Annotated in this window: 32 protein-coding genes; all 32 read right to left on the reverse strand. The window is 36.1% G+C overall.

Going from position 1 to position 24,936, the window contains the following annotated elements; all coding sequences use genetic code 11:
- Positions 1-41: 41 nt before the first annotated feature.
- Complete coding sequence (locus tag P278_RS00405) at positions 42-524, reverse strand: hypothetical protein (RefSeq protein ID WP_038260606.1); 483 nt, start codon at positions 522-524, stop codon at positions 42-44.
- Positions 525-639: 115 nt separating this feature from the next.
- Positions 640-966 carry a DMT family transporter gene (locus P278_RS00410; RefSeq protein WP_038260609.1) on the reverse strand — a complete coding sequence of 109 codons (327 nt, stop codon included), beginning with the start codon at positions 964-966 and terminating at the stop codon, positions 640-642.
- A 71-nt stretch (positions 967-1,037) separates the two neighbouring features.
- Positions 1,038-1,601, reverse strand: coding sequence for a Crp/Fnr family transcriptional regulator (locus P278_RS00415; protein WP_038261734.1), 564 nt, complete (start codon positions 1,599-1,601; stop codon positions 1,038-1,040).
- A gap of 23 nt (positions 1,602-1,624) precedes the next feature.
- Positions 1,625-1,972, reverse strand: coding sequence for a TfoX/Sxy family protein (locus tag P278_RS00420; RefSeq protein WP_038260610.1), 348 nt, complete (start codon positions 1,970-1,972; stop codon positions 1,625-1,627).
- 22 nt (positions 1,973-1,994) lie between these two features.
- Positions 1,995-3,392, reverse strand: coding sequence for a pyridoxal phosphate-dependent decarboxylase family protein (locus P278_RS00425; RefSeq protein WP_038260612.1), 1,398 nt, complete (start codon positions 3,390-3,392; stop codon positions 1,995-1,997).
- Positions 3,393-3,576: 184 nt separating this feature from the next.
- Complete coding sequence (locus P278_RS00430) at positions 3,577-4,155, reverse strand: NAD(P)H-dependent oxidoreductase (protein WP_038260615.1); 579 nt, start codon at positions 4,153-4,155, stop codon at positions 3,577-3,579.
- A gap of 25 nt (positions 4,156-4,180) precedes the next feature.
- Positions 4,181-4,519: a hypothetical protein gene (locus tag P278_RS00435; RefSeq protein WP_038260616.1), complete on the reverse strand. Its 339-nt coding sequence runs from the start codon at positions 4,517-4,519 to the stop codon at positions 4,181-4,183.
- A 56-nt stretch (positions 4,520-4,575) separates the two neighbouring features.
- On the reverse strand, positions 4,576-5,157 hold the full coding sequence (locus P278_RS00440) for a Crp/Fnr family transcriptional regulator (protein ID WP_038260617.1): 582 nt from the start codon (positions 5,155-5,157) through the stop codon (positions 4,576-4,578).
- A gap of 89 nt (positions 5,158-5,246) precedes the next feature.
- The gene (locus P278_RS00445; RefSeq protein WP_038260618.1) at positions 5,247-5,717 is read right to left on the reverse strand and encodes an OsmC family protein; all 471 of its coding nucleotides are present in this window, start codon (positions 5,715-5,717) and stop codon (positions 5,247-5,249) included.
- Between the two features lie 180 nt (positions 5,718-5,897).
- Positions 5,898-7,010, reverse strand: a complete 1,113-nt coding sequence (locus tag P278_RS00450; RefSeq protein ID WP_038261736.1) for an FG-GAP repeat domain-containing protein — start codon at positions 7,008-7,010, stop codon at positions 5,898-5,900.
- A 120-nt stretch (positions 7,011-7,130) separates the two neighbouring features.
- Positions 7,131-8,054 (reverse strand): NAD(P)/FAD-dependent oxidoreductase, encoded by a 924-nt coding sequence (locus P278_RS00455; RefSeq protein ID WP_038260620.1) that lies wholly within the window; start codon positions 8,052-8,054, stop codon positions 7,131-7,133.
- A gap of 158 nt (positions 8,055-8,212) precedes the next feature.
- Positions 8,213-9,397 (reverse strand): serine hydrolase domain-containing protein, encoded by a 1,185-nt coding sequence (locus P278_RS00460; protein ID WP_051413327.1) that lies wholly within the window; start codon positions 9,395-9,397, stop codon positions 8,213-8,215.
- 83 nt (positions 9,398-9,480) lie between these two features.
- The gene (locus tag P278_RS00465; protein ID WP_235444220.1) at positions 9,481-10,005 is read right to left on the reverse strand and encodes a DUF1648 domain-containing protein; all 525 of its coding nucleotides are present in this window, start codon (positions 10,003-10,005) and stop codon (positions 9,481-9,483) included.
- Positions 10,006-10,015: 10 nt separating this feature from the next.
- On the reverse strand, positions 10,016-10,525 hold the full coding sequence (locus tag P278_RS00470; protein ID WP_038260623.1) for a VOC family protein: 510 nt from the start codon (positions 10,523-10,525) through the stop codon (positions 10,016-10,018).
- A gap of 121 nt (positions 10,526-10,646) precedes the next feature.
- Positions 10,647-11,162: a hypothetical protein gene (locus tag P278_RS00475; protein ID WP_038260625.1), complete on the reverse strand. Its 516-nt coding sequence runs from the start codon at positions 11,160-11,162 to the stop codon at positions 10,647-10,649.
- Between the two features lie 214 nt (positions 11,163-11,376).
- A complete protein-coding gene (locus P278_RS00480; RefSeq protein ID WP_038261743.1) occupies positions 11,377-11,835 on the reverse strand; it encodes an SRPBCC family protein in 459 nt (152 codons plus the stop codon).
- A gap of 109 nt (positions 11,836-11,944) precedes the next feature.
- On the reverse strand, positions 11,945-12,427 hold the full coding sequence (locus P278_RS00485; protein WP_038260627.1) for a GNAT family N-acetyltransferase: 483 nt from the start codon (positions 12,425-12,427) through the stop codon (positions 11,945-11,947).
- 169 nt (positions 12,428-12,596) lie between these two features.
- The gene (locus P278_RS00490) at positions 12,597-14,081 is read right to left on the reverse strand and encodes an alpha/beta fold hydrolase (RefSeq protein WP_055725793.1); all 1,485 of its coding nucleotides are present in this window, start codon (positions 14,079-14,081) and stop codon (positions 12,597-12,599) included.
- Positions 14,082-14,244: 163 nt separating this feature from the next.
- On the reverse strand, positions 14,245-14,721 hold the full coding sequence (locus P278_RS00495; RefSeq protein WP_038260632.1) for a nuclear transport factor 2 family protein: 477 nt from the start codon (positions 14,719-14,721) through the stop codon (positions 14,245-14,247).
- A gap of 245 nt (positions 14,722-14,966) precedes the next feature.
- Positions 14,967-15,398 (reverse strand): DoxX family protein, encoded by a 432-nt coding sequence (locus P278_RS00500; RefSeq protein ID WP_152973866.1) that lies wholly within the window; start codon positions 15,396-15,398, stop codon positions 14,967-14,969.
- 3 nt (positions 15,399-15,401) lie between these two features.
- Complete coding sequence (locus P278_RS00505; protein ID WP_051413329.1) at positions 15,402-16,061, reverse strand: dioxygenase family protein; 660 nt, start codon at positions 16,059-16,061, stop codon at positions 15,402-15,404.
- A gap of 94 nt (positions 16,062-16,155) precedes the next feature.
- The gene (locus tag P278_RS00510) at positions 16,156-16,965 is read right to left on the reverse strand and encodes a LytR/AlgR family response regulator transcription factor (RefSeq protein ID WP_082436051.1); all 810 of its coding nucleotides are present in this window, start codon (positions 16,963-16,965) and stop codon (positions 16,156-16,158) included.
- A 198-nt stretch (positions 16,966-17,163) separates the two neighbouring features.
- Positions 17,164-18,414: an alpha/beta hydrolase-fold protein gene (locus tag P278_RS00515; protein WP_152973867.1), complete on the reverse strand. Its 1,251-nt coding sequence runs from the start codon at positions 18,412-18,414 to the stop codon at positions 17,164-17,166.
- 111 nt (positions 18,415-18,525) lie between these two features.
- Positions 18,526-19,065, reverse strand: coding sequence for a DinB family protein (locus P278_RS00520; protein ID WP_038260633.1), 540 nt, complete (start codon positions 19,063-19,065; stop codon positions 18,526-18,528).
- 217 nt (positions 19,066-19,282) lie between these two features.
- Positions 19,283-19,993, reverse strand: coding sequence for a DUF6090 family protein (locus P278_RS16625; protein WP_038260634.1), 711 nt, complete (start codon positions 19,991-19,993; stop codon positions 19,283-19,285).
- A gap of 140 nt (positions 19,994-20,133) precedes the next feature.
- Positions 20,134-20,559, reverse strand: coding sequence for a hypothetical protein (locus P278_RS00530; protein WP_051413332.1), 426 nt, complete (start codon positions 20,557-20,559; stop codon positions 20,134-20,136).
- A 45-nt stretch (positions 20,560-20,604) separates the two neighbouring features.
- Positions 20,605-21,174, reverse strand: coding sequence for a GNAT family N-acetyltransferase (locus P278_RS00535; RefSeq protein WP_051413333.1), 570 nt, complete (start codon positions 21,172-21,174; stop codon positions 20,605-20,607).
- Between the two features lie 145 nt (positions 21,175-21,319).
- Positions 21,320-21,748 carry a DUF1801 domain-containing protein gene (locus P278_RS00540; RefSeq protein ID WP_038260635.1) on the reverse strand — a complete coding sequence of 143 codons (429 nt, stop codon included), beginning with the start codon at positions 21,746-21,748 and terminating at the stop codon, positions 21,320-21,322.
- A 362-nt stretch (positions 21,749-22,110) separates the two neighbouring features.
- A complete protein-coding gene (locus P278_RS00545; protein WP_038260638.1) occupies positions 22,111-22,677 on the reverse strand; it encodes a cysteine hydrolase family protein in 567 nt (188 codons plus the stop codon).
- Between the two features lie 145 nt (positions 22,678-22,822).
- Positions 22,823-23,062 (reverse strand): hypothetical protein, encoded by a 240-nt coding sequence (locus tag P278_RS00550; protein ID WP_038260641.1) that lies wholly within the window; start codon positions 23,060-23,062, stop codon positions 22,823-22,825.
- A gap of 206 nt (positions 23,063-23,268) precedes the next feature.
- A complete protein-coding gene (locus tag P278_RS00555) occupies positions 23,269-23,832 on the reverse strand; it encodes an alpha/beta fold hydrolase (protein ID WP_051413334.1) in 564 nt (187 codons plus the stop codon).
- A gap of 468 nt (positions 23,833-24,300) precedes the next feature.
- The gene (locus P278_RS00565; protein ID WP_038260644.1) at positions 24,301-24,783 is read right to left on the reverse strand and encodes a hypothetical protein; all 483 of its coding nucleotides are present in this window, start codon (positions 24,781-24,783) and stop codon (positions 24,301-24,303) included.
- Between the last annotated feature and the right edge of the window lie 153 nt (positions 24,784-24,936).

The raw sequence follows: 24,936 nt of genomic DNA on the forward strand, positions 1-24,936 counted from the left end.
ACATAAATGCCTAAATATTTATAGAAAGAGACAATCCTTTTTTACAACCCGATAATTACCAAAAATTGAAGAGGCGAAATTTCTTGTAATTCAAGTTTCTCATTATTATAAAAAGCCTCTGAGGGGATGTAGTAAGACAGGTCACAAGGGATTTTAATGAAGGTGGCTGTAAAATCTATATTAATGGCTTCGTAATCCTTCAGGTTTATGGTATACTGAAATTCCGATTCTCTGGGTATATATAGCGAAAGAGTATGATCAAAGGCTCGTATTTCCGCATCTGGACTAACATAATCTATAGCCGGAATATATCGAAATCCCGCTCCGGAAAAATCACCTGTCACCGTAATGCTATCCGGGTCAATAGTGCCATTTTCAATGAGGTTGTTTCCTGCCTCATCTGTGATACGTATGTTTAATTCCGGAAATGCCGGATCAAAAAGTGAACAATCGATCCCATCATCTTTATTAGAACAACTAGCGATAAAGAGTCCAAACAGGAGTAAACTTAAAATACACTTCATAAAGCTGTTTTCTAAAAGATGTTAATAGCAGCCATAGGTTGCGTCCAAAGTCATTCCATTAATGAGTAACATCCTGAGGTGTTCCAATTCAAATAAATATAGAATACTAAAAGGTTTAATGAGATACAACTTTCAACCCAACAATCGAACCAATTAAAGTGGTAAGGAATAGTAAACGAAAAAAGGATGCAGGCTCCTTAAAAACTGTAATACCAATGATAACAGTTCCTACAGCACCAATTCCTGTCCAAATGGCATAGGCCGTCCCGATGGGCAAATGTTGAGTTACTTTTATTAAAAGGGCCATACTTATTACTAGCGTAATAATAAAACTTCCATACCATAGGTACATCTCATTTCCTGTAGCTTCTTTCGCCTTTCCTAAACAGAAAGCAAAAGCTACCTCAAATAAACCTGCAATAATCAAAAGAATCCAGTTCATCTCCTTAATTTTTTGGCAAAGGTCAGCAATGGAATTGAATAAAAATTTTACAAATGATAAAAAATGTAACCTTAATGCTTTTTCGCTCTTATTCTGCTTAAAGTGACCTGCGTAATGCCCAAATAAGAAGCAATATGCCCTAACTGGACACGTCTTACTAAGTCGGGATTTTGGATCAAAAGATCTAGGTATCGTTCCTTGGCTGTCCGAAACTGTCGGGAAATAAGTCGCTCCTCTGTTTTTACAAGCTCTTGTTCAGCGAGTCTTCTTCCCCAATTGGCCAAGTGTATGTCTTTATCAAAAAGATTTTGAAGGTCGGTTGTTTTTATTTGATACAATTCGCATGCTTCTAGTAATTCAATGTCTTCATACCCCTTTTTATTAGCAACATAACTATTCATTGATAGTACAGGATCACCCTCTTTACCAAACCAAAATGTAATGTCGTTATCAGGTGTTTTGGCATACGCTCGAACAATGCCTTTCTTGATAAAGTAAGCTGAATTTTCAACCGTATCAGCCCGAAGTAAAATATGTCCCTTCGGAAAACTGACTTCATTAAAGTGTTTTTTGAGTGTCTGCTTCGAGGATTCAGGAATCACATATATTTGGTCAAGAATATGGTCAATAGTCATCATATACGGTTGAGGTCTAGTTTTTAAGGCTGCTTTTTCTTACTTGATTTAGCTTTTGGGTTATATTTCAGGCACAATTGAATCCAATAATTCAGATCCTGATCCAAATCGATCCCTTCAGGTTCTACAAACACAAAGCCCTTCATAGGGCGTCCCGTAAAGTCCATTTCGCGACAACCTTTTTTTTGTAAGGCCTTATCATAGATGTCCGGATCAATACGCGCCATCAAATTGTCTTTTACAACCCCTACACACATTTTATCCTCAACCATAAAACAGAGCCCTCCCATCATTTTCTTTTCCTCAAAAGAGATATGCTTCTCTTTAAGGCAAAGCCTGATGCGATCCGCTAAAAAATTATCATATGCCATTTATCCCTATTTATTGTGATGGTTACTTAATTCTAACAATTTCTAATGCCTTTTTAAATGATTTTACAGAAGTAGTGATATCATATTCAGTGGTTGCCCAGGAGCAAATGCTAACCCTTATGACTCTTTTACCAGACCATAAAGAACCACCTAGCCAACACGTTCTTAGCTTTTGAATGGTTCCTAAAACTCTTTCTGTAAGTTCATCGGTGTCACACCGAACGATTATTTGATTAAAAACCACATCATTTTCCACATAAAATCCCTTTATTGGTGTGATTTCATTTGCAAACTGTTTAGCTCGGTGATGCATGGTTAAAATCATTTCATCTACACCTTGTTTCCCAAGGTGCCTCAGTATGGCCCATAACTCAATAATCCTTGCTCTTCTCGACATTTCCGGAGTAAAGAACATACCATCTCTTTCTGAGCTTTCAATGATATAACTTCCAGACATGTGCAGCGCTGAGGTCATAGCTTCCGGGTCCGAGCATAAAACAATGCCACAGTCATAAGGAGTATTAAGCGTTTTGTGACCATCAACCGCCCATGAAGATGCATGCTCCATTCCTTTCGTTAAGTACTTCAATTCATTTACAGCCCCAGCCCATAATCCGAATGCCCCGTCAATATGTACCCAGGCGCCCACTTTATTCGCTTTTTTGCAAATGCGGTCAAAGTCATCAAAAGCCCCACTGTTTACATTTCCCGCTTGAAGAATCAAAATGGTATTTGCGTCTAATTTCGGAATCGACTCATATAAGATCCTGCCTTGATCGTCGACATCTACCCACTCAATATTTTCTGTTCCCAAGCCTAATATTCCGATGGCTTTTAAAACGGTTGAATGTGCTTGTTTACCGGTTACAATTCTGATTTCTGGAGCATTCCTTAGTCCTTTTTTATTGATATCCCATTGATTTCTTTCCAGAATACGATATCTGGCGGCAGCCAAACCACACAAATTCGCGGAAGAGGTTCCACTTACAAAACCTGCAGAGGTATGCTGCGGCAAATTAAATAAATTAATTAACCATTTTTCAACCACCGATTCTAATTTGCTTCCAATAGGGGAGAGCACATTCATGGCTGGTGCCTGATCCCAATAAGTGCCCAGGTTTTTGGCAGCCAATCCTACAGGAACCACACTACCACATACAAATCCAAAATACCTTCCTCCCAAAGTAGCGGTTGTCGCAGGACTCCCATAAGTGTTTAATTGTTCAATGACGCTAGAAGCCTCCGTAGGGTTTTCAGGGAGTTCTTCGTCGAAAGCAGACAAATTCTTCAGCGCTGCCTCTGTCGGATAAACCTCCCGGTCAAAAATACTTTTTAAATATTCATAGGAATACTGTTGGGCCTGGTTAAATATATTCTTGTTCCTGAGGTCCAGAAACATTTTGTCTTGTAGCTTGCTCATTGTAGTATAATTAATGCGAAAGATGTTGCCTGGGGTTTGTCTTGATAAATGGTTTATAAAACCATCCGATCAAACCTGTTTTTTATTAATATGAAGATAGCTAAATTTTGTGAGATCTTTCACGACGGAACCATGAAGGTGATTAAAACATATTTAATCACCTTCAGTTGGTTTTTAGTGCATGTTATTTATGCTGACTTCCCAATCTTTCTACTTTTTTCAACCATTTTGATCTAAATTCATCTTTAGATAATCGTATAGGGCCTATAGCGGTGATACCGACTTTTTTAACGCCAATATAATGCAGGGTTCCTTTTTTCAGGGCATTATGACTCGGGCTGCCATAGATTAACTTATAGTACCATCCGGGTTGGTCTAAGGTGCATATAAGACGTGCCGTCTTTCCCGTCAGACATTTATCGCTGAATAAGGAGTTTTCTCTTTTCTTAAAGGCAAACCCGGGAAGCAAAACCCGGTCCAGTAAACCTTTCATCATTGCAGGCACAGAACTCCACCAAACAGGATAAACCCAAACTAAATGTTCAGCCCATTTTAAATGGTCCTGAACCATTATCAGATCAGGCTCCAGTTCGGTGCGCTTTCGATATCCGAATTGAAGGTTAGGGTTAAAGTCTAGATCCCGGATATTTATTTCTTTGACTTCAGCGCCAGACTTTACAGCTCCGTTCTTATAAGCCTCTGCTAGGCCAAAATTAAAACTCTCCTTGTCAGGATGCCCGTTTATAATGAGTATTCTTTTCATAAGTGTATTTAATGTAGGTGAAGAATTAGAGGAATCTTTTTATTTGTGTTTCCAGGGTGCTACCGGTTAATCCCTCTTTTTCGAAGAATTTAAACAAGATAAAAGAGGTAGGAGCGGTTAAAAACGCAGTACAAATCAAGAAGGTAGCAAGCCCCCCAAGGATGGCTAAAACTTGTGTTGCCGTATCTCCAATATATGTGGTGATGCCGCCTTGAGAATGATGAATATAAAGGTAAACATCTATAGAGTAATTGTAAAAACGGCAGGAGGTTTCATAAATGAGCCAGGCTGGATAAAACCACCTTCTTACAGGTACCCACCAGGGGCCCCAAATTGATGTTAATTGTTTGTTGGTTGCTTCCATTTTTTAAATCTTTTTTCAAAGATCAGGGTAACCGAAGCCATATCATTTGATATAGATCAAATTCGTTTTTTAGGGGTTCTTATTCTACTCAAAGTCTCCAGGGTAATTCCCAAATAAGAAGCAATATGGGTTAGCGGAATCCGATTGATAATGTCGGGGTAAATGCTGAGCAGGTGAGTATACCTTTCTTCTGCCTTGTTAAACTGAATCGTATATAAGCGTTCACAGAGACCGAGCATGGTTTCAGTAACGACCCTGCTGATAAAACGTTCGAAGTCATGATGTTTCGCAGTGAGAAGATCCATGGTGTCTTTTGTAAATTCAAGTGCTATAGAATCTTCTACAAATTCGACATAATGAGGACTTGGCTGATCGCTGAAAAAGCTCACAATAGGGGCCATAAACTGTTTTTCGAAAGAAAACCAATCCGATATATCTTTCCCGTCTTTTAAATAATAGGCCCGCGCACAACCTTGTAAAATTAAATGAACCTTTTTGGAGTATTCTCCTTCACGTACTACAACATCTCGCTTTTGGAAGCTTTCAATGTTTGAATGAGCAATTAGTTCCTGGCGACATTCAGGAGATAAAGGAGTATAGATTGCTCCAAGTTCATCTAAGGTTTTTTCAATATTCATGGTTCTAATGGAACTACAATTATTTGGTTTATTTCATGCTATATTAAAGAAATGCAAGTATCGGGAATAGGGTATCATGAAAGCATCCTTCATTCAACTGTGGTATTCGGTTTATGTCCAATCTTAAAATTACAGGAATTAGCAATAAAACACATTTTATTAGCCTCTTCGTGCAATTCATTTGCCTTTTCGATGTTACTGGGATCAGTTATTTTCACCTGGGGGTTGAGCGTAACTGCGGTAAATCTTCCACTACCGTTGGCCATTTCCTCCATAACCCCCGTAGCATGATCCAGATATTCGGTCACCACGATTTTGTGTAAAGAGCATAGATGCAGATACCATAACATATGACAAGCCGATAGTGAGGACAGAAAAAGGTCTTCCGGATTATAGCGGGTCTTATCACCCATAAATGAAGGATCAGATGAACCCGAAATAGCATCGTATTTTCCCTCAGCTATAATGGTATGGTTACGATTATACGACTTGTAATTAAGGGTTCCTTTTCCTTCATTACCCGTCCATTCAACCTTGACTTGGTAGTTGTGTTGTTTCATGCTAGTTTATAAAATTATATTGTTTGCAGTCTTTGCCTGTAATGGGGTCTATCCCCCGAATAATGGCGTATTAAGACCCGGAGTACAACATTTGCATAACGGATCCCAAAGATAACAGCCTTCTTCTAAAAGATTGCAGCGATTCACCAATATTGTTTGAAGTAAGGATCAGCCTGCAATTTAATTGCCAACACCTTTATTGCGATAGTAGTAATTAATGGCATCCGAATTACTTTCTATAATATCGGGTCTGTTGTCTTTATTCAAATCGGCGAGAATGATATCATAGGTATGAAGTTCTTCATCGCTCAGACTGATTTCCTTCCACGAAGCCCCTTTATTAAAATTCAGAAAGACCTTATTGGGTGACCCTGAATTGGCCACAACGATATCAATACTACCATTCCCGTCTATATCTCCAAGATCCAGAGAATAGGAAGGGTCGGAGGCAGGATCAAAAATCATTTTTCTACCATAGTTTATTTCTTTACTCCCGAAGTAAATAACGTTTGGCTCTTCGATATTCGCAGTAATAATATCCGGATAACCGTCCTGATCAATGTCTGCCACCCCTACAGATCGTGTTTCATCGGTTCCATTGCCAAAAGGAATCTTTTGATTAAAATGTAAACCACCATCATTCAGGTAAATGTAATTTTGTTGACCGTCACGATTGGCTAAAATTAAGTCTTGCTTACCATCTATATTTATGTCAGCTACTTCCACATCGATGGTTGAGTCATCTTTTGTTCCGAAGTATACTGTTTCAGTGAACTTTCCTTTTCCATTATTTAAGCATATCTCGTTTTCTTTTCCCCGGTTGGTGATTAAAATATCAATATCCCCATCAGAATCAATATCCGCTGTTTTTAAGTTCCGGGTAGGGGAGTATGGGTTTCCAAAATGATCGGCCCTTATGAAATTTCCTTTGCCGTCATTTAAGTAAAGAGCATTGGGAGCCATATCATTACCAACGGCCACATCCAGATCACCGTCGCCATCAAAATCTGCCAATTCTGTTGCATAACTGGTTTCAGCGATATGGTCCAGTAACTTAGATACGGTAAATATCCCGTGCCCGCTGTTATAGAATACCTTATTATATTCAGGCCAATGCCGTCCGTTAGCAACAATAATATCTATATCCCCGTCATTATCAATATCACCGGCACTTACCGAAGCCGATTTTTTCATGTCGGTACCTAATACATATCTCGGACTTGAAACAAATTCAATTTCCTGACTTAAGATGAAGCATGGTAGCAGTGAGAAAACGTATAACAGATGTTTCATGGTTTTTGGATTGAATGTAATGTTTTGACTTAGATGTTGATAAATATACTTAAAAGAGAGCAAGGTCTGTGAATTGAACTATGATCTAACTGATTTAAAGAGAATGTAGCTTACAGGGCTTTATTTCCAATTTTCATCGATGATTTGAAAGGTAATTGCTTTGCCAACTTCACTGCCCTCCGCTACCGAAGAAGCCACTCCGCTCCATCCCGTTCTGGCGTCTCCAATAATAAACAATCCTTTAATATCCGTTTCTTTAAAATCGTCAACTTTATAGATTTCCATTCCCATAAACCCTTCTTCCTTAGCGACTCCCAAAGTTTTTGCAAAATCCGTATACTCGGTCGATTTGGTATCTGGTATAAAACCACCTTCTCTTTCGATCATTTGCCCACCTTCGAGCACAATAGATTGTAATACTCCATGGTTCGAATTCAGCTGTGTGATTTTCTCCTCCATGATGGGGATACCATTCAGATTAAGGTTTTCCACAATAGCCTCATCTAATACCGGTTCTCCATTGGTAAATACAATAACATCATCAGACCAATGCTTGATTTTTTTTGCGAACATAGTTGCCATTGCAGCATCACCGATTACAGCCAGTTTTTTATCTGCCATTTCAAAACCGTCACAAAACGGACAAGGGTAGACGGAGGTACCATACACCTCTTTCAGGCCCTTAATCCCAATGCTTTCGATATTATCACGGTGTCCCGTTGCGATAATGACTCTTCTGGAATCGTATACAGCGTTTTCTGTTTCAACGCGGAATCCACTTTCATTAGATATTAGCTGCAACGCCTTTTCGTTTTTATAGACCACCGACGGGTACTTGGCCATTTGCTTTTTGGCAGTTTCAAAAATCTCCGTAGGATGTTTTCCATCTTGAGTCAGAAAGCCATGAGAATGTTTTGTAACCATATTTCTTGGTCTCTCCGTATTCAATACAAGTGTTTGTATTCTACTGCGACCTAATACAAGGGCGGCGCTCATTCCAGCAGGACCACCACCAATTATAATAACTTCAAGAGTCTTATTCATGTTTTTATTCTTTCGATTTAACTTGTAAACAACACTGTTCTGTAAGATTTATTACATGGTTTAAATAGCTAATTTAGCAAATGCTTAGCGATTAGGAAATTTATAACCTCTTAGAGAAATTGGGATTCATGAGGAGGCATGCGGTAGCCATTAACTTTTTATGGGGTAAGCCTCACATACTTTAAAAGAGTTCTGTAAATATCTCTTACTTCCGTTGTCCCGTTCTTGGTATCCGAGGTGTTGACGAATACGATAATATCCATATTATGTTCCCTTAAGAAATAAGCGTGAGTAAGAATACCAAAATCACTGCCACTATGACCAATTTTTTCCGAATCCACACTCCAAAAAATACCTTTTCTAAAATCAGATGAAACCGGATCTTTCATCATTTCCTTGTAACTCTCAGCGGTTAATAAATTATCTTCACCTTCATACCCACGAATCATAGCACATAAAAACTTACCATAATCGACAATGTTGGTCATGAAATTTCCATCAGGATAGGTTATGAGATCGTATTCCGGAATAGGATGTCCATACCAATATAGGGTTGAAGCGTTCTTTGGCTCATAACTTTTTCCTCGCCAACCCGAGTTATTCATTTGAAGCGGATTTAGTATATATTTTTGTATGAAAGAGGAATAACTTTCTCCAGATGCCTGTTCGATTATATAAGCCGCAATATTAGCTCCCATATTACTGTATTTATAGGTGCTTCCAGGTTTGTTGGTGGAAAAGTTTTGCTTTTCATCATACCATATTTGTCCCCTCACATACTGTTTTTTAATAAATTCACCGAACGTCATCATCTCATTTGCATTGAGCAATTCAACCCATTTTTGTACTTCCAATTTTATATCCTTGTCAGCTAAATGGGTGTAAAACGGCGGGATCTTCTTTTTAAATACATACGTATTTAAATATGTTTCACCATCAAGAATACTGGAAGTGTGATTTGCAAGCTGTTGTATGGTTATGTTGTCACCGGGAAAATTCGGATTAACAATTTTAAATGGTAGGTGTTTATTGATAGGATCATTCAAATTCAATTTTCCCATTTCTTGAGCTTTCATCAAAGCAACGGCTAGTAATGTTTTTGAAATGGAGGCAATGGGTTGCTGGGTATAACTAGTGTAGACTTTTTGAGATTCTATATCAGCGTAACCAAAGCCTTTTGAATAGACAATACTGTCTTTATTTACAATGGCAACACCAAATCCAGCAAGTGAACTGTTTTTACTGAACGCTGTTAACTCCAAAGTGATTGAATCTTTTATACTCTGTGATTTAACCGATACATTAGTAAGTAAGAATAATACAGGAATAATGGATTTGTACATTAAAACGACATTTTACGATAAAAGTAAGACGAGGAGATACTGATTATGTTACATCGTATTTTATTTATAGATATCGGTTTAAGCTATGAGTTGTTACTTATAGACCTTTTTTTATCCTTGTTCGATTGAATTGATTTGGTCAGATAGTAGGCAATTGGAATAAAAATAAGGCAAATCGATATGGGTAAAAGCCAAATTCCTAGTCCGTCCGAAATACCGTTTGCGTTTTGAATGGTTTGATATACGATAAGTCCGAATATGATTAAGATAACCAATTTTAAAAGTCTTATCAATCGGGTTGCAAGGGTATATTGTCGGACAGCATTTTCTTCGGTGATGGTACCCGGATAATTAAAAAGGTGTGGATGTTTATTCAGTACCGTTAACCCAATGAATAAAAATGACGATATGATAGGTAAGGTCAGAATACTTCCTTTGGTCCCATATCCGTCTGCTTCTCCAGCCCCATTATAATGAATCGGAATAGTTTCTGGTAACCTACTATAATTTAGTAAGGTCAGGATCCAAATTCCTATCAATGCACTCCAACCGATAAATTCAATGACCTTATCAGCCGGCGTTAATGGCAGTTTTATTTTTGGTCGCATACTCATTCATTTACTCTTGATAGGCCCCTGAAGAATAGGTCAATTCATAACTATGGGTATATATTTCAAATACGATTCCAAATGGATCTTCGACATAAACCATTTTATATGGCTTTTCATTCGGATAATATGACCGTATAGGCATTCTTTGTTTTCCTCCGGCCTCAACAATTTTTTTTGTCAAATTTTCTATGTCAGGGTCCTGGACACAAAAATGAAAAAGTCCTGTGTTAAATGGGTTGAATTCCGGTGCTTCTTTAATTCCATGTGGGAATGAAAAAAGTTCAATTCCAATGCCGTCAGATGTCGACATATGAGCAATTTCAAATTGCACCCAATCCTCTCCAAATACATCAATACACATCTGTCCTATAGTAGTTTCCCTCTCTTTCTTAACCGTTGACGGGGGCATAATAACATACCATCCCATAACGCTCTCATAGAAATCAACCGCTTTGTGGATATCGGGGACGGTTATTCCAATATGAGAAAAGGATTTAGGATACTTAATTGCTTTCATAATAGTATGTTTAAAATTGATTATAATCTTAGTATGTGCCTATTATTTATGGGAAACCTCTAATATTCTTTTGATAACAGGTTAAAATCCCAACCGTAGAACGTTTTTATTGGACTGATATTTAGTTAGCGGGAATTTTTCCTTCTTTGTCGGTGGCCAATAAATCTTCAATAACTTTAATTTCATTCGTAGGCTTTTTCGATTTTTCCAGGAAATCAACAAATTCTTTTGAAAATGACTGTCTCCGGAATTGCCACCATTCCTGAATGCCTTTCAGATAGAAATAAGAAACTATGGTGTTTTTATTACTTTGCCAAAGCCATGGCTCGAGAACTTTCATTTTGTTTTGATAGTACAAGTTCTCCCAAATACGAAAAAGTTGGATATACATATAATTCGAAGTTCGCTTATCATCTTCTTCTAATGTTTTCCATGATTTGGTTCCTTTCTCGAACAATTTCCCTAAATCATTATTGGCGATGAGTTGATTTAGAAACTCTCTGTTGGAATTCGCAAAAGAGTCGTAAAAGTTAGATCGCACAGCTTGTGTGTTTTTTTTAATTTCTATGGCGAGAAAAATAACTGAGATAATGACGCCAATTGAAGTCAATAAACTGATTCCTGTTTCTAAAGTCATAATTTAAATTTTATCCAATGCGTGCCAGGGATTCGTATAAGTGTCAGTAACCTAAAGTATTAAAGTTAATGTTTTTCGGCTTAGTATGCACGATAGAAAATCGAATTCAAGATCAGGGTTCTATAGATTAGCAAATTCAAACCAAATAGAAATCCCGAGAGGTGCGATAGCTATCTGGAGTGGTTGCTTATTTAATTGAACAATTATGGTTCCTTTAAATTTCCGCAAGCTCTTTAAGCTTATTTAAGGCTTTTGACCAGGTGGTGTTAAAATAATCATGATAGTCATCTGCGGCATCAGTTGATACGGCTACCGTTGTCACCCCGTTATCCTCATGGAATGAATAATTTTCAAGTCCGCCTGCCCATTCTTCAACCTCAGGACCTTCGGTAATTTCATTTTCACCATCTAAAATTCCGTAATGGCGAATAGAAACAAATCGGTAAGGAATATTGTCAGCAATTTCAGATATCATTCCAACCTTTTTACCATTTTTATCCGTTCCGATAAAGTAGATTTTTGAGCCTTTATCCCAACTTCCTTCATAGGTTGAGGTGGGATTAAATTCGGACGTCCATTGGTTATAGGTTTCAATATTGTTAATACCAAGCATAGTGTTATAAACCTTTTCAGCCGACGCGTTGATATCTATCTTGAATTCTAATTTTTTCATGATTTCTATTTTTGGTCTAAAGTTTGATTTTGTCTTTGTGTTATAGCGAATTGGATTTTTTATGAAAACCTCAAAACCTAAATGGAATATAAAATGTGATTCTTCGTTTTTATATTTCAAGTTTATAAATGAATTCCTCTATTTCCATCTGTCGGGCATTAGCAAACCCTTTGTCGGAGCCTACTTTTTTAAAACCACATTTCTCTAAAACTTTCTGCGAACCATAATTATCAAAAGCCACTCGTCCGAAAATTGGTCTGGCAGTTTCATCATTAAGAAATGATTTTAACGCTGTGGTGGCAATGCCTTGTCCCCAAAAATTTCGATCAATCCAATAGGTGATTTCTGCTTCATTGGCCATTACAAACTTAGCAATGCTTCCTATTATGATATTATTAACCGTGATGGTTTGATTATTAACTTCAGGGTCCCCCAACAATTTTGTGTATTTGCTGACGTAGGCAACTTTGTCAGTCGAGTCTTCTGGCATGAATCCAGCCATGTATCCACCTTCTTCGTCAAGTTGGAATTCAAACAAAATTTCTAAATCCGAAATCTTCGTGGGTCTAAGTATGATGTCAGGTTTATTCATTGTTTATTCAAAATTGTCATTGATTCCCAATGATTTTGTTTAGCCGTCAGTTATTTTACTAAAGTTAACGATTTTCAACTTAGAACGTACGTTAACAAATAGAATTCATTAACAGAGTACGATGAGTTAGCGGGCTAAGTTGGGGTTGTAGAATGTTCCAAACAATTATTCATTCCGTTTTAAATTCAGGATTTTTGAGGTGTTCAAAACAATCTGGTTTTGGTTGTTCAAATGGATGATTAAAGAAGTCATTGGCAGCTTGCATCGCACATTGATTTCCCCAATTAGTAGTTGGGGTGTGCTTCCAGCCTCTGAAAATTATATGATAGCTATTGGTTAAATTGGTCATCATTGCTTTCGCCCATTTAACCGGGGTTTCATTGTCATATTCGCCACTTATGAGTAATACAGGAATATCACTTTTAACGGGCCGATTTTCGATATCAGATACTTTTTTGACACTCCAGATGTTACAGATTTCATCATCGAAAACCGCTGGTGATAATCCCTCAACCTGAGGATATTTTGAAGTTTCGGCTTTTATGATTTCCCGTGAATTGAATGGATGTTCCTCCGAACACCAGACCGATAGCCGCATCCCGACTCCAGCCCCATTTCCTGGTTCCTGGAATACATATATAAGCTGTTCTTTCACAAGGGTTAAATCCCCTTTGAGCAGCTTGTCCATCTCCAATGGAATACTGATAACATCTGCAGTGGATGCAGAGGTAAATACCGTTATTAAATCCTTTCCTGCCAAGTAAAAGATTTCTGTTTTTCCATTCTTCGGATTTTCAATATGGACCTCCAACGGATCTTTGGTCTTCTCTTTAAGATACGTATAGAATCTATTTTTTAGGTTAGGGAAGGCACTGTTACACTGCTTGTCAGCCTCACAATCAGAAAGAAGCCTGTCCACAGATTCTATTAGGTTTTGAACGCTTTCTTCATCATAGTTCACTTCCAAAGGTAGAGGTGAATCCATCACCACGCTTCTAATCCGCTGTGCATAATCCCGCATTAATACCTGTGCGATCTTTGTACTGTAAGACATGGTGAGCAGATTGTACTGTTTGATCCCTAAAACAGTAACCAGGTCATTGATATCAGCAGCTATTTCGTTTGTATTATATCCATTCAGGTCAATCCCTTTTCTGGTCAATCGGTCTCTACAACTTTTAGCTGCTTTTGTAAGAAGCGAACCGGATTTTTTAGCATCAAAACCAGGTAGATTTATGGTTTTAAGAGCCTGCGACCATTCAGGACAATTTAAAGAAGGACTCGCATAATAGTTCCCTCGTTGCTCTACCAAAATAAAGTCTCGGTCGTCCAGATATTTATAATATTTCATATATTGGGCCGATGGCATCGTAGTAGAACCCGGACCCCCAACGGTATATATGATCGGATCAGGTTTAGGATGGTCGCTTCTGCTTTTAAAGATGTAGATGGGAATTTGGATGGTTTTGCTACTTGGGTTATTTCTGTTTTCCAATACCTCCAAATACCCAAAAGTATACGCCTGTACCTTGGGGATTTTATGAGTTGTCTTTTTTGATGTTTTAAATTTGGGTTTAAAATCTTGTATTCCCTGCCCGGTACAAACAACTGAAATCAATAAAAAAAATAAGATGCTCCAGGATTTGATAATCATGTTGAGTGCTGTTTGTATTGCTTATATCAGTTCGTCTAAGCGCAGTTGGGTTTTGTAATTTGTATATCCTACGGTTAGGATACATTATAAATGTAAGGATAATTCTTCAGGTTAATTATCTTCTGCAATTTCTTACATCCAACCTTGGGCAAATGTAATTACGCTATCCTTGGGGGACGGAAGCATGAATTTGCACTATTTTCCATTCATGGTCTCGCTTTTCAAGCACCCCGGTAATTCTGACATTATCAATCTCGATAGTTTCATTTTCAATAACGAGTGCCCAATTAGTTATATCCGCAAACCAGGCTACATTTCCATTCTTGCTAAGATATACATTTAAGTTGGTGGGGTTGATTGTAGCCCTATCAAAGGCTTTAAATTGCGCGATGTGATTTTCTTTCCATTCCGACCAACTTTTATGAATGTCAAACATAGCTGTGCCAAAACTGAGCATACTATCATCGTGTGCCATTACTTCAGACATGAGGTTGATGTCTTTCTGTTCAAAGGATTGGTAAAATGAATTGATTGTTTTTGCAACCACTGACTTTTTAGTCTCCGAATCTGTTTTAGGGGTACACGATGAGGTGAGACAAATAAGGGTCACAGCTATGAAGAGCGTGTTTTTTGTTATCATACTTTGGTTGTTTTAAAATCATGATTTTAATTAACAAGCTGTATATGTGTTAGTTATTATTTTAAAGTTAATGATTTTTGATTTAGTATGAGGTCAGGAAAAATGAATGTCTGGCGAAACCAACTCCAATTTACCTGAAAGACCTGTTTTGACAGGCGAAACTCTAACTTGCCTAGAGGACAGTTGAAGGTTAGTGGGATTGACCGTAATGGCGGTTATGCATATTTGCTGGTAATAGTTATTGTTTAAGTTTTTTTTTGAATTGATCGTAGATGGTCTAAAGAAAAGTATCCTCCTCCACTTAGAAATAAACTGGAATAGGTAATTAAGTAAACAAAACTTTTTTCTTGAAAAATAAAATCTTTCCCTTCGTTAATCACCCAGGTAGCTACCATCATGGTAATTATTAACGGAATACAGCTCCATCTTGTAAATAACCCAATAATTAACAGCAACGAACAGAAGAACTCGGCAAACACAACAAGACCTAAACTTGTGGGAGATCCTATTCCTAAAGGGTCGGCAAATTCAGAACTTATTTCATTGAAACTTATGAGTCTTGGATATCCATGAAGGTAAAGCATTGAAAATGAAACGCCAACCCTTAGTACAAGGATGCTAATACTGACACCTTTTTCGGAGATCGTCCAAATAGTTTTATTTAATAATGATTTCAAACTTTAATTTTTAAATTTTTCCAGTCTAATATTCCTTCTGCCTCTTAAAACATTGTTTTCATCTTTTGTTAAGGTGACAATATTTGAAAATCCTCCGCTTCTTTCAATTTTCTTTTCATATGCACCTACTCTGGGATCGTCAGTAAACCATAGCCCCGTCAGCCAATACTCGGGATAACCAGGACCTTCAATGGTATAATGGATATGTGCTGGTTCTCCCTCATGGGTGTTATAGGGTGCAGGACGAATGGTCTCAAATTCGTACTTTCCGTTAGCGTCTGTTTTCATCCAACCTCTCAAATAACCATGGTATTTATCATTTCCTTTTTCGTTTCCTCTTTTAGGATAAACTCCATTAACGTTGGTGTGATAAACGTAAACAATAACATCTTTGGCAGGGGTTTTACCATCGGATAAATAAACGGTTCCGGATATAATAAGCTTCTTTCCGGGTTCTCCTTTTGGAGGAATAACGGTTCTCCAGGATACATCTTCCGGAGCTTCTGAAGTTCCGCACCAACTACAATCTTCTCTATTGGTGAATTCAGATGACGCTTGGCTGTTTAAGATCGGATCATTCTTTTTTGTCGTTTGTGAACAGGCACTTAGAGTGAAAAATAAACTCACAATACATTGTACTAAGGTGACTTTTTGTTTATTCATTGTTTAAGTTTTAATGAATTTCAAAAGTCTGCTAAATCTAATGTATTGAAAAGGGAACCGCCTGTAAATTGGCTGGCTGGAGTGGTTTTGCAGCTTAGTGGTTTAACAATTGATTCCAATTCTGGCGATAATGTCTGCTGAGCCTGATAGATTGTCCATTGGTTAGTATACCATCGTAATCACCATTTTTCCGCGATTTTAGTTCAGTGATGTGATTTTTGTTGATAATTGCTGAACGGTGAACCCTTAAAAAGATTTGAGGGTCTAAAAGTTTTTCAAGTTTTTTCAAACTCTCATCATGTAGATACTTTTGATCGTTTGAATAAACCGCCGCATATGGTCTGTCAGTTACAATGAATAGAATGGTAGAAATGTCAATTTTTATTCTTCTAACTCCGCTTTTTAGGGTTATGGTTGTGTTGGCTTTTTTAGCAGTGGGATACCTTTTTCTTTTAAGAAAGTCAAAAACCAAAGGACTAAATAAATAAACAATAATGGTTATATGTAATTGATTTGAGATTGCATTTTTAAGGATGGTTAAAAAACGGTGAGGTATAGAATAAATAAGATGACTCCCTAAAATAAATATGGAGGTAAAAATTAATATATGAAGAACACTTAATAGAAGTCCGCTGCCAATAGCGTAAAGTACTTTCCGATGAAGTGATTTGAATTGAATTTTAATGTAAAAGGAATGTGCAATTTTAATAAATGGAATAAATAGAAGCCAATAAATGTTATAGAGCATAGTATCAGTCCAATAAAAATGAGTTGGTTTAATTCTGGAGAAGACGTAGTCTTGAAAAATTGCCAACCCATAAAGTGCGATACAAAATACCACCAACGTTCCGAAATTTGGCTGTAGGAGCTTGTTGATCGTTGTTTTTAACCCCCGTGTTTTCATTTTTAATTAATACTAACGGTTTTGCATGTGATTATGGCATTGATAAATTCACAGTTTATTTCAGCCGAAATCAAATTTCATTGATATGAATATAGCCAAATTTTAATAATTCAACCATGCTGAATTGTATGAGGTGCTGGCTATAGAATCTTTAATTCAGTAAATATCCTGAATCGAAGTAATGATTTACGAACTTTGTTAATCCTTGTTATATTTTTTTATTTCACTAACATACTTCTCGAGTTCAGGTTCATTATTCATTCTTGCGATCTCAATAGCTTCTTCATACCATTTTCTGGATTCTTTAAAATCACCTTTTATCCTGTAATAATTCCCTTTGGCAAAATGTAAAATGGATGCATTCGGAAATTTATGAAGTCCTGATTCTATTATTTCAAGAGCATCGGCGAACCGGTTATTATCTGTATAAAAACCAGAAAATCTATTAAACCATCTGGCCTGACGATAGTAACTCTTAATAAAAGTTTTGCCATCCATTTCAGTCATTAACGCATCGAAGAGTATAAAATTATTTTCTTTAAGAGCTTGTAGCAGAAGATAGTGCTTGGTGTCGGAATGAATCTCATTTGAAATATGATATTTTTCACCCCTGGTTTGATAATGTTTTTTAAGACTATCAATACCTCCGAAATCTTTAAACTCCTGGACTGAATAAAACCTTAGTGGGCCATAGTTACTAAAAAATAATTTTAACCCCTCATTTATAGTGGTTAATGGAGTGGTATAATGATTCTCATTATCGGAAAGATGATATTTCCATATGATATTTTTTACCGGATACTTTTGAAAAATAGAATCTAAAGAAGCCATGGATGCTGTCGCCCAATTTTCAACTGTCCCTAAGGTTGCATATAGTTGTAGATCATCTTTAGGAGCTGATTTCAACATTTTCCCCACCATTTTCAGGCGGTCTTTAGAAATATGTGTCGGACTCGATAAAAGAAAGCCATTAAAAAGATGAGGTTTTTGGCTAAAGATTTGAATTCCCAGGCCGCCTGCCATTTCCCATCCAAAATAAATGCGCTCGTCGAGAGTATTAAACCTGGTATTTATTTTGGGAATCAATTCTTCTTCCATGAATTGAATAAATTTAGATGACTCCTTATAAAACAGGTTGCGTCTTTTTACCGGATCTGTATTTATTCCAACAACAATGAATTCAGGTGCCATTTCTTGCCATACAAGATTTTGCTGAAACACAATGCCATTTAAAAAATAACGTTGGGCATCCAGGACATAAAGAACTGGGTATTTATTTGAATTTTTTTCGTAGTCGGGAGGTAAGAAGATTTGGATTTCCCGTTCTTCCTGTAAAACATCAGATTTTAAAACTATCGAATGATTAAATAATGTTCCTTCTTTTGTACTTTGAGATACGACTTGATTGATTGTTAAAAGAAGAAATAGTATGAAACAGACTTTTTTCATATCATTTTTGGTGTTTAGCGCTAACGGTTTTATATATGATTTCGGAAAGGAACAGTTCACAGGATTATTCCGTGAAAGGAATTAGGTTAAATGTATGTATTTCATTTGGTATTATTGGTACAAAACATACCTCGGCGGTTTTAGTCCATTGAGTCGCATATAAACAAGCATTTGTGCTCGGTGGTGGGTTATGTGATCGGCAAGCAATAATAAAATCTGTCTTTTTGTTCGGTCTGCTCCAAAATAGTCCAATCTTTCTACAAGTCTATTCACGTCAAAATTTGAGATAAATTCTATGGTTTTGTCGAAGGTTTCGTTGATTTTGGCAATCATTTGCTTTTTCGATTTGTTGTCCACTTTAAGTTCCGCGTCGGCATTCCAATCCCTGGCTTCACGTCCTCCCATCAATGATTGACTGTGCCAATCCATGGCCCAACCGATATGCATTAAATTTTCCTCAAAGCTCATCGATTCAGGCGTTGCTTTAAAGGCATACTTATCCTCCGGCATCATTTGCGCTACAAGAATTAAATAGTTCTTTGAAGTTTCAAGTCGCTCTAAATATTCTTTGATAAAATCATTTTCTTGGGCGATGAGCGATGATGAAAATGAAAAGAATAAGAGGGTTGTCAGTATTAAGAGTTTTTTCATAGTACTCAATTTCTTAAAGATTTATAATTCCGATTCATAGTTTTACTTACAATGAATAACAACGAATTAGACTGTTAGCGGTTGCGATTTTTGATTTTTTGTTTTCTCAGGTTGTGATGCAGTATAAAATTAAGAATAATTCTACTTCTTAACCATTACACAAAATTACTTAAAGCATTACTTACCTTAGTTCTTTCTCGATAATTGTATAGTACAATTAATTAAGTATTGGCCTGTATTCCTTAATGCTCTCAATTAAGGCCGAACATTCTGTCAATATTTTTTTGTAATTATCACGTCGGGTATAAGCACCATTTAATTGAATAGTATTTAATAATTGAGGTTCGGATTTTAGTGACATAATATCATCTATATCGTAATCAGACATATCAGGTATTTTTTCTGCTATTATATTTAGAACACTATTTGTTGAAGAATTAATCAAAAAATCCTCTTCTTTTTCCAGGGCTTCATAGGTATTATATAATTTAATTATTCTTTCTCGAAGTATATCATCTTTGATGATTCTTAAATGAGAATTGGTACCCATTTCTGTGTATGTAGATTTTATTGGATTATATCGTGATATCGGCCGCCATTGGTATTCAAAGTATTCTATTAAAGAATCATTCTTGATTTTTCCTTTAACCATATTTAAAAAGGGACCTTTTGTTCTTGCCTGTCTATCTAATTTTAGATAGGTGTTCATCAAGCTAAGAGAGTCCTGCTTTAATTCAACAATAAGGTTCTTTAGATATTTGTTTTCTAAGGTGTTTTCGACCTTTAGCTGTCTCCAATTATTAATTTGAATGGCAATCAAAATACCAATGACAACAAGAATTATTTCGCCAATAGCATATTTCAGATACGTTCCGGTTTTGCCTTCTGAAAGTAGGATTTGTCTGATTTTTCGAAAGAATTTTATCATTGGCCTTTGGTTAGTTAAAATGACGCACAATGGTCTCGTATGGTGTCAATTAGGGTTTAAGATACGAGTTTTATTGGTTTAAATAATGCTCATATGCATTAATCAGTCTTAATAGGGGGGATACATTGTTCTTAGCAATTTTATTCCGCTAATTTATTTACCCTGTTCGCTGTTTTTACAAATTTTACCCCGTTCTTTTTAATAACCTCTCCCATATTCGTAAAATCTCCTATCTCTCTTGAAACCTCTGAGATTTTAACTGATTTTCCATTTTTTAAAAAAATCAGAAGATTGATAGAGTCGCTAAATTCAATTCCATTTTCTCTAATGTTTTCTAAATCCAAATTCAGTTCTTTCTCAATATTTTCAATCACAGAATAAGGCCCAAGTATTAGTAATGCCTCCCACTCAAAATTATTCAGTTCGGTCAGGTCAATTATTTCCGAATCCGAATTAAATTCCGCTTCAATTTTTTCAGTCAGAGTATGGTCCGAATGCAATGTGTCCAGATATTGACAAGAAAATAAAGTCAAAAATATTACTTCAATTCCTATTAGTTTTTTCATTTCTTTAAATGGCTAATGCGGTGGTTAAACAACGTTTTAATGCAGTTAAGGTATTGTTGAACTTAATTTTCGGTTATCTGTTTCAAGAATTGAGTATTCAAAATTATCAGACCAACCCGATTTTAAAGGCAATATTTGTCTTCCTCTTCCTTCTCGTATCATACCAGCCTTTTCAAGAACCTTGATTGAACCTATATTGTCCACGGCACACCCTGCTTGAATTCTGTGTAGATTTAATTCATTAAATCCGTAATCAATCATTCGCGCTAAAACTTCTGTTGCAATACCTTTTTTCCAATAATCAGAATGTATTTTATACCAAATCTCTCCTCGTTTATATTTTTCATTTCCGAGTTTTAATCCAAATAACCCTATGAAGTCTTTATTCAAATTATTTTCGATAGCAAAAGTGTAATTCCTAATGTTATTCTGTTTATTCTCTGCAACCCAAGGTTCAATTACAGATTTAGTTTCTTCAATACTTTTGGGTATTCCTAGCGCATTATATTTATCAGTTTCAGGTAATGAATGCAGTTTATGAATTGAATCTAAATCTGAGATTTCAATCAATCTTAATCTTGTTCTTTGTGTTAATATTTCGATAGATTTTTTCAATTAAGTACAACGGTCTCATTAAATGAAGAGTAGCTTTTTTTTAAGGCCTGGATATTCAGTATTACAACGACATTTAAATTGTTAAATTTAATTAGTGTAAGTAGCTAAGCCACTATTTTTTATATCCGTTGATAGGCATTACTTTTTATATTCCCAATGTTATTTGGTCTTTGACATTATGGTATCTTAAAGCCGCTTTAATACACTCTTTTAATTCTAATTCAGCAATTTTTTCGTTTAATTGAAAAATGATTGCTCGTTTTCCCTCATACTGAAATTTGTTGTCAAAAACTAATCTAAAAGTTTCGACCAATGTGCTGGAGCATTGAAAATACATGGCATATTGGTCAGGTCTTTTATCTTTCCAATCCATTCGTAATGTGCTGCCATACTTTGTGACAAAGCTGGGTTCTCCCCATTTCAGAGTTTCCTCCAAAATGGTTACCTCCTGCATTTCTTCAGCCGCTTCAATGACCAGCTTTCTTAAAAACTGTATTTTATCCCTAACAATGTCGGGATAATTCGCAAAGACTTTTTCTACTTTCGGATCAGTTTTTATTTTTAGTTTACCCATTTTGTTCACTTTTACACCTACATAAAAATCTACTTTGGCAGTCGATGGATTTTGGATTTTTTTCCGAAAATCTCGAAGTCAGCTATATAGTTCCCAGGTAGGGAGGCAAATGCTCCGCCTTTGGTTTTATAAATCATTTTACCCGATTCAATTCCGCATTATATAAAAGTTAGAATGGTAAAAATCAGAATTAGTTTTTTCATATTGATTATACTTCCATTGTCGTATGGTTTGTAGCGTGTTATAACTTTCTGACTTAACAAATTCAAACCCAATAAAAACCTCCAAGCCCCGATAATTATCAGGATTTAGAAGTAGGCGAGTGGTAGTAATTATTCACTGCTATTGTTGTGTGATACTTTTTACAACTCCTTTGTCAATGTTTCAGAATTCCAGATAGTAGCAAATTCTTCGTTCAAATTAGCAAGTGTTGTTAAGTGTATTATTTCAGAGTCATATTTTTCTCCATTAATTCCAATTCGGTCAAAAGTAGCGGTTGCATCAGAGATTAAATAGGTCTCGTAGCCAAAATTCCCGGCCATTCGAGTCGTTGTCGATACACAGTGATTAGTAGTGATTCCAACTATTACCAATGCAGTAATACCCATTTCATCTAATTGCTCCTTTAAATTGGTGCCGATAAAAGCACTGTTTACATTTTTAGTTATTATAGGTTCATTTTCTTTGGGTAAAACATTGCTGTTAAACTCAAATCCTATATTATCTTTATTAAGTTTAGATTCTGGGTTTAAAGAACTATGTCTAATATGAAAAACAGGCAAATTTAGTCCACGCCATTTGTTAAGGATCTTTCCACAAACGATTTCAGCGTTTTTATTATTCCTGTTTCCACCCCAGTAGTCCTCATCAAGAAAGGCTTTTTGAACGTCTATAAGAATTAATGCAGGTTTCTTTTCTCTCAGATTCATTTTGATATGTTTAGTTTAATGCCACACAATGGTTTGTATAAGCCTTAATAATGGGATTAAAGATAGTGATTTTCGGTTTGGAACATCTCCTTAACAAGATTATCAACGAGCTAAATTGCGGTTATAATGTGTTGTAAATCGTTTTTTAGTCAGCTAAGCTAAATCTGTAGCTTAGATATATTAAAATCAAAACAAAAATGACCTTAAATAGCCATCCAATAAGCGCATTCTTTTTTATTTCTTTAGGTGTGTATAGATCATTAAATTTCTTTCTGCCAAAGTTCCAAAAATACCGAATAATTGCACCGAACCATTCAGAAGTATATAACTCTCTATCGGCCTCATTGGGCCAATTCATATCCTTCTTACGGTTTTCTTTTTGCATGAGTTATTTAATATGTATGCGGTTCGGCAATGGTTGGGTTGCGTGAAAACCAAAGGATTTCATGAATACCTGATTAACCATCAATATTACATGAATAAAATCCTCGCGGATATTTGGCCGTAAACCGAAGATAGCAAATCTTTGAGATCTTTCCGAGAGGAAGGTCTGGAGCAATGAATTTTATACGATGTTGTGCATTCGCTTTTTTAGTTTTCGACGATTTCCTGGAGCAGTTTAACAAATTCCTCCGGAGAAGACCATTGAGGATTGTGGTCAGCTTCTAATTGCAAAACAATCCATCCCTTTTCCTTAGCACGTTCGGCTTGAGAGGCAAAATCATCATTTTTTGGTTCTTTACCTTTGTCAACCGTCAGGACATAGGTTGTTGGAAGTTGTATCCTCAAAGGGTTTTTAAGAATTATGGTGTCTGTGTAAGTTTTATACGGATGAGGCACATCCTTTGGTGGTTTTTGTCCTTCTGCAACCCAAGTTGGTATTAGATATCCATTTACATTTCTAAAAGGACCTTCATTTTTTATTTTGAAAATGGATGAAATACTCTCACCATTATCAGGAATGACTGCATCAACATATACAAGTTTCTTTATTCTCTCTGGAATACTGTCGGCTACTCCGGTAATAACCATTCCACCATAGCTATGACCAACTAAAATAACATCATGAAGGTCTTCATAAAGAATTGTATTTACAATATCTGTGATATGTGTTTTTAATCCAATTTCAGGTGATGATAAAATGAACTCTTTCACCTTGGCCGGTAAGAGTTGGTCTATAAACTATATTACCATTTTCACTAAGTAATGAGTCCACCTCTTTAAAAGCCCATCCACCACCCCAGGTCCCGTGAACTAAAACAAAAACCGATTTATTGCCGCTTTGGGAATATAAAGTTTGTAAGGATATGGTTACTACGATGCAGGTCAATAATATCCGACAATATTTCATAATACTTAAATTTTAAAAATCATACTTGTTTAAAGGTAACGCACAACGGCTCCGGCTATTAATAGTTGCGATTAATGACACTGTATTGGCTCAGAGTCAAAAACCCTGTAAAGATTTGTGGTAAGCAGCGCTCTGCCCTGCATAGGAATCAGCTGTATTGGCGGTGTTGCTTAACAATGATAATTAGAACCTGTTATTTTATTAAAAGTAGGAATTTAAATTTAGTTGGTTACTGAGAAATTTGTAATAGGCGTTGTTGGCCAATGTTAATTTTAATTTCTCAAATATCTGGAAGGTATTTTTAAGTTTTCGGATTCAATGGTCCATAAAAGACTAACAATCCACCAACGTTTTTGATAGTAAGTCAACTGATAACTATTTATACCCTTTTCTTCCAGTCCTTCAGAGTCCTTGCCATAGAAACTTTGAAATACCTGTGCTATTCCATTGTATTCATCGACAACTTTATAGATTTCCCTTTCAAGATATCCCTCTTCATAGTACGGATCTTTTAATAGTATTAAGAATTCATCAATGGATACAGTTTCGGCATTTGAGGAATTGGCAACTGTGAGTATCGCTGAAGGATGAAATAAATTTCTAATTGCGGTAGTATCCATTTTTTCTCCCTTTTCAATTGTTATTTGACCAAGAAGTTCATTCACTATTCCATCAATTGAAGAAAGTTTATTTTCTTGCGCTAAAATAATTGTCGGAAATAGTAATAAATAAATTAAGGTTTTAAGATTATTCATGTAGTATTCATTAAGGTTTGCCAACGATTTTGTATATGTTTTGTTACCTTGGTTGAAGACTAAGAAAAAAAACAAGCCTTATAGTGTTTATCCTGAGTAACTTATCTCTGGAAAAGTCAGTGGTGATGAACTATATGCGGTGTTGTGATTGGT

The sequence above is a fragment of the Zhouia amylolytica AD3 genome (genome assembly GCF_000511935.2).
GTDB lineage: Bacteria > Bacteroidota > Bacteroidia > Flavobacteriales > Flavobacteriaceae > Zhouia > Zhouia amylolytica.

Coding starts and splice junctions, on each gene's coding strand:
- P278_RS00495 (WP_038260632.1), bottom strand. CDS start 14,721: ATGATAACAAAAAACACGCTCTTCATAGCTGTGACCCTTATTTGTCTC.
- P278_RS00470 (WP_038260623.1), bottom strand. CDS start 10,525: ATGAAAGCAATTAAGTATCCTAAATCCTTTTCTCATATTGGAATAACC.
- P278_RS16625 (WP_038260634.1), bottom strand. CDS start 19,993: ATGATAAAATTCTTTCGAAAAATCAGACAAATCCTACTTTCAGAAGGC.
- P278_RS00480 (WP_038261743.1), bottom strand. CDS start 11,835: ATGAAAAAATTAGAATTCAAGATAGATATCAACGCGTCGGCTGAAAAG.
- P278_RS00515 (WP_152973867.1), bottom strand. CDS start 18,414: ATGAAAAAAGTCTGTTTCATACTATTTCTTCTTTTAACAATCAATCAA.
- P278_RS00410 (WP_038260609.1), bottom strand. CDS start 966: ATGAACTGGATTCTTTTGATTATTGCAGGTTTATTTGAGGTAGCTTTT.
- P278_RS00490 (WP_055725793.1), bottom strand. CDS start 14,081: ATGATTATCAAATCCTGGAGCATCTTATTTTTTTTATTGATTTCAGTT.
- P278_RS00455 (WP_038260620.1), bottom strand. CDS start 8,054: ATGAATAAGACTCTTGAAGTTATTATAATTGGTGGTGGTCCTGCTGGA.
- P278_RS00435 (WP_038260616.1), bottom strand. CDS start 4,519: ATGGAAGCAACCAACAAACAATTAACATCAATTTGGGGCCCCTGGTGG.
- P278_RS00450 (WP_038261736.1), bottom strand. CDS start 7,010: ATGAAACATCTGTTATACGTTTTCTCACTGCTACCATGCTTCATCTTA.
- P278_RS00485 (WP_038260627.1), bottom strand. CDS start 12,427: ATGAATAAACCTGACATCATACTTAGACCCACGAAGATTTCGGATTTA.
- P278_RS00565 (WP_038260644.1), bottom strand. CDS start 24,783: ATGAATAATCTTAAAACCTTAATTTATTTATTACTATTTCCGACAATT.
- P278_RS00425 (WP_038260612.1), bottom strand. CDS start 3,392: ATGAGCAAGCTACAAGACAAAATGTTTCTGGACCTCAGGAACAAGAAT.
- P278_RS00430 (WP_038260615.1), bottom strand. CDS start 4,155: ATGAAAAGAATACTCATTATAAACGGGCATCCTGACAAGGAGAGTTTT.
- P278_RS00505 (WP_051413329.1), bottom strand. CDS start 16,061: ATGAATAAACAAAAAGTCACCTTAGTACAATGTATTGTGAGTTTATTT.
- P278_RS00415 (WP_038261734.1), bottom strand. CDS start 1,601: ATGACTATTGACCATATTCTTGACCAAATATATGTGATTCCTGAATCC.
- P278_RS00475 (WP_038260625.1), bottom strand. CDS start 11,162: ATGACTTTAGAAACAGGAATCAGTTTATTGACTTCAATTGGCGTCATT.
- P278_RS00520 (WP_038260633.1), bottom strand. CDS start 19,065: ATGAAAAAACTCTTAATACTGACAACCCTCTTATTCTTTTCATTTTCA.
- P278_RS00545 (WP_038260638.1), bottom strand. CDS start 22,677: ATGAATCTGAGAGAAAAGAAACCTGCATTAATTCTTATAGACGTTCAA.
- P278_RS00405 (WP_038260606.1), bottom strand. CDS start 524: ATGAAGTGTATTTTAAGTTTACTCCTGTTTGGACTCTTTATCGCTAGT.
- P278_RS00550 (WP_038260641.1), bottom strand. CDS start 23,062: ATGCAAAAAGAAAACCGTAAGAAGGATATGAATTGGCCCAATGAGGCC.
- P278_RS00510 (WP_082436051.1), bottom strand. CDS start 16,965: ATGAAAACACGGGGGTTAAAAACAACGATCAACAAGCTCCTACAGCCA.
- P278_RS00420 (WP_038260610.1), bottom strand. CDS start 1,972: ATGGCATATGATAATTTTTTAGCGGATCGCATCAGGCTTTGCCTTAAA.
- P278_RS00465 (WP_235444220.1), bottom strand. CDS start 10,005: ATGCGACCAAAAATAAAACTGCCATTAACGCCGGCTGATAAGGTCATT.
- P278_RS00445 (WP_038260618.1), bottom strand. CDS start 5,717: ATGAAACAACACAACTACCAAGTCAAGGTTGAATGGACGGGTAATGAA.
- P278_RS00530 (WP_051413332.1), bottom strand. CDS start 20,559: ATGAAAAAACTAATAGGAATTGAAGTAATATTTTTGACTTTATTTTCT.
- P278_RS00540 (WP_038260635.1), bottom strand. CDS start 21,748: ATGGGTAAACTAAAAATAAAAACTGATCCGAAAGTAGAAAAAGTCTTT.
- P278_RS00440 (WP_038260617.1), bottom strand. CDS start 5,157: ATGAATATTGAAAAAACCTTAGATGAACTTGGAGCAATCTATACTCCT.
- P278_RS00460 (WP_051413327.1), bottom strand. CDS start 9,397: ATGTACAAATCCATTATTCCTGTATTATTCTTACTTACTAATGTATCG.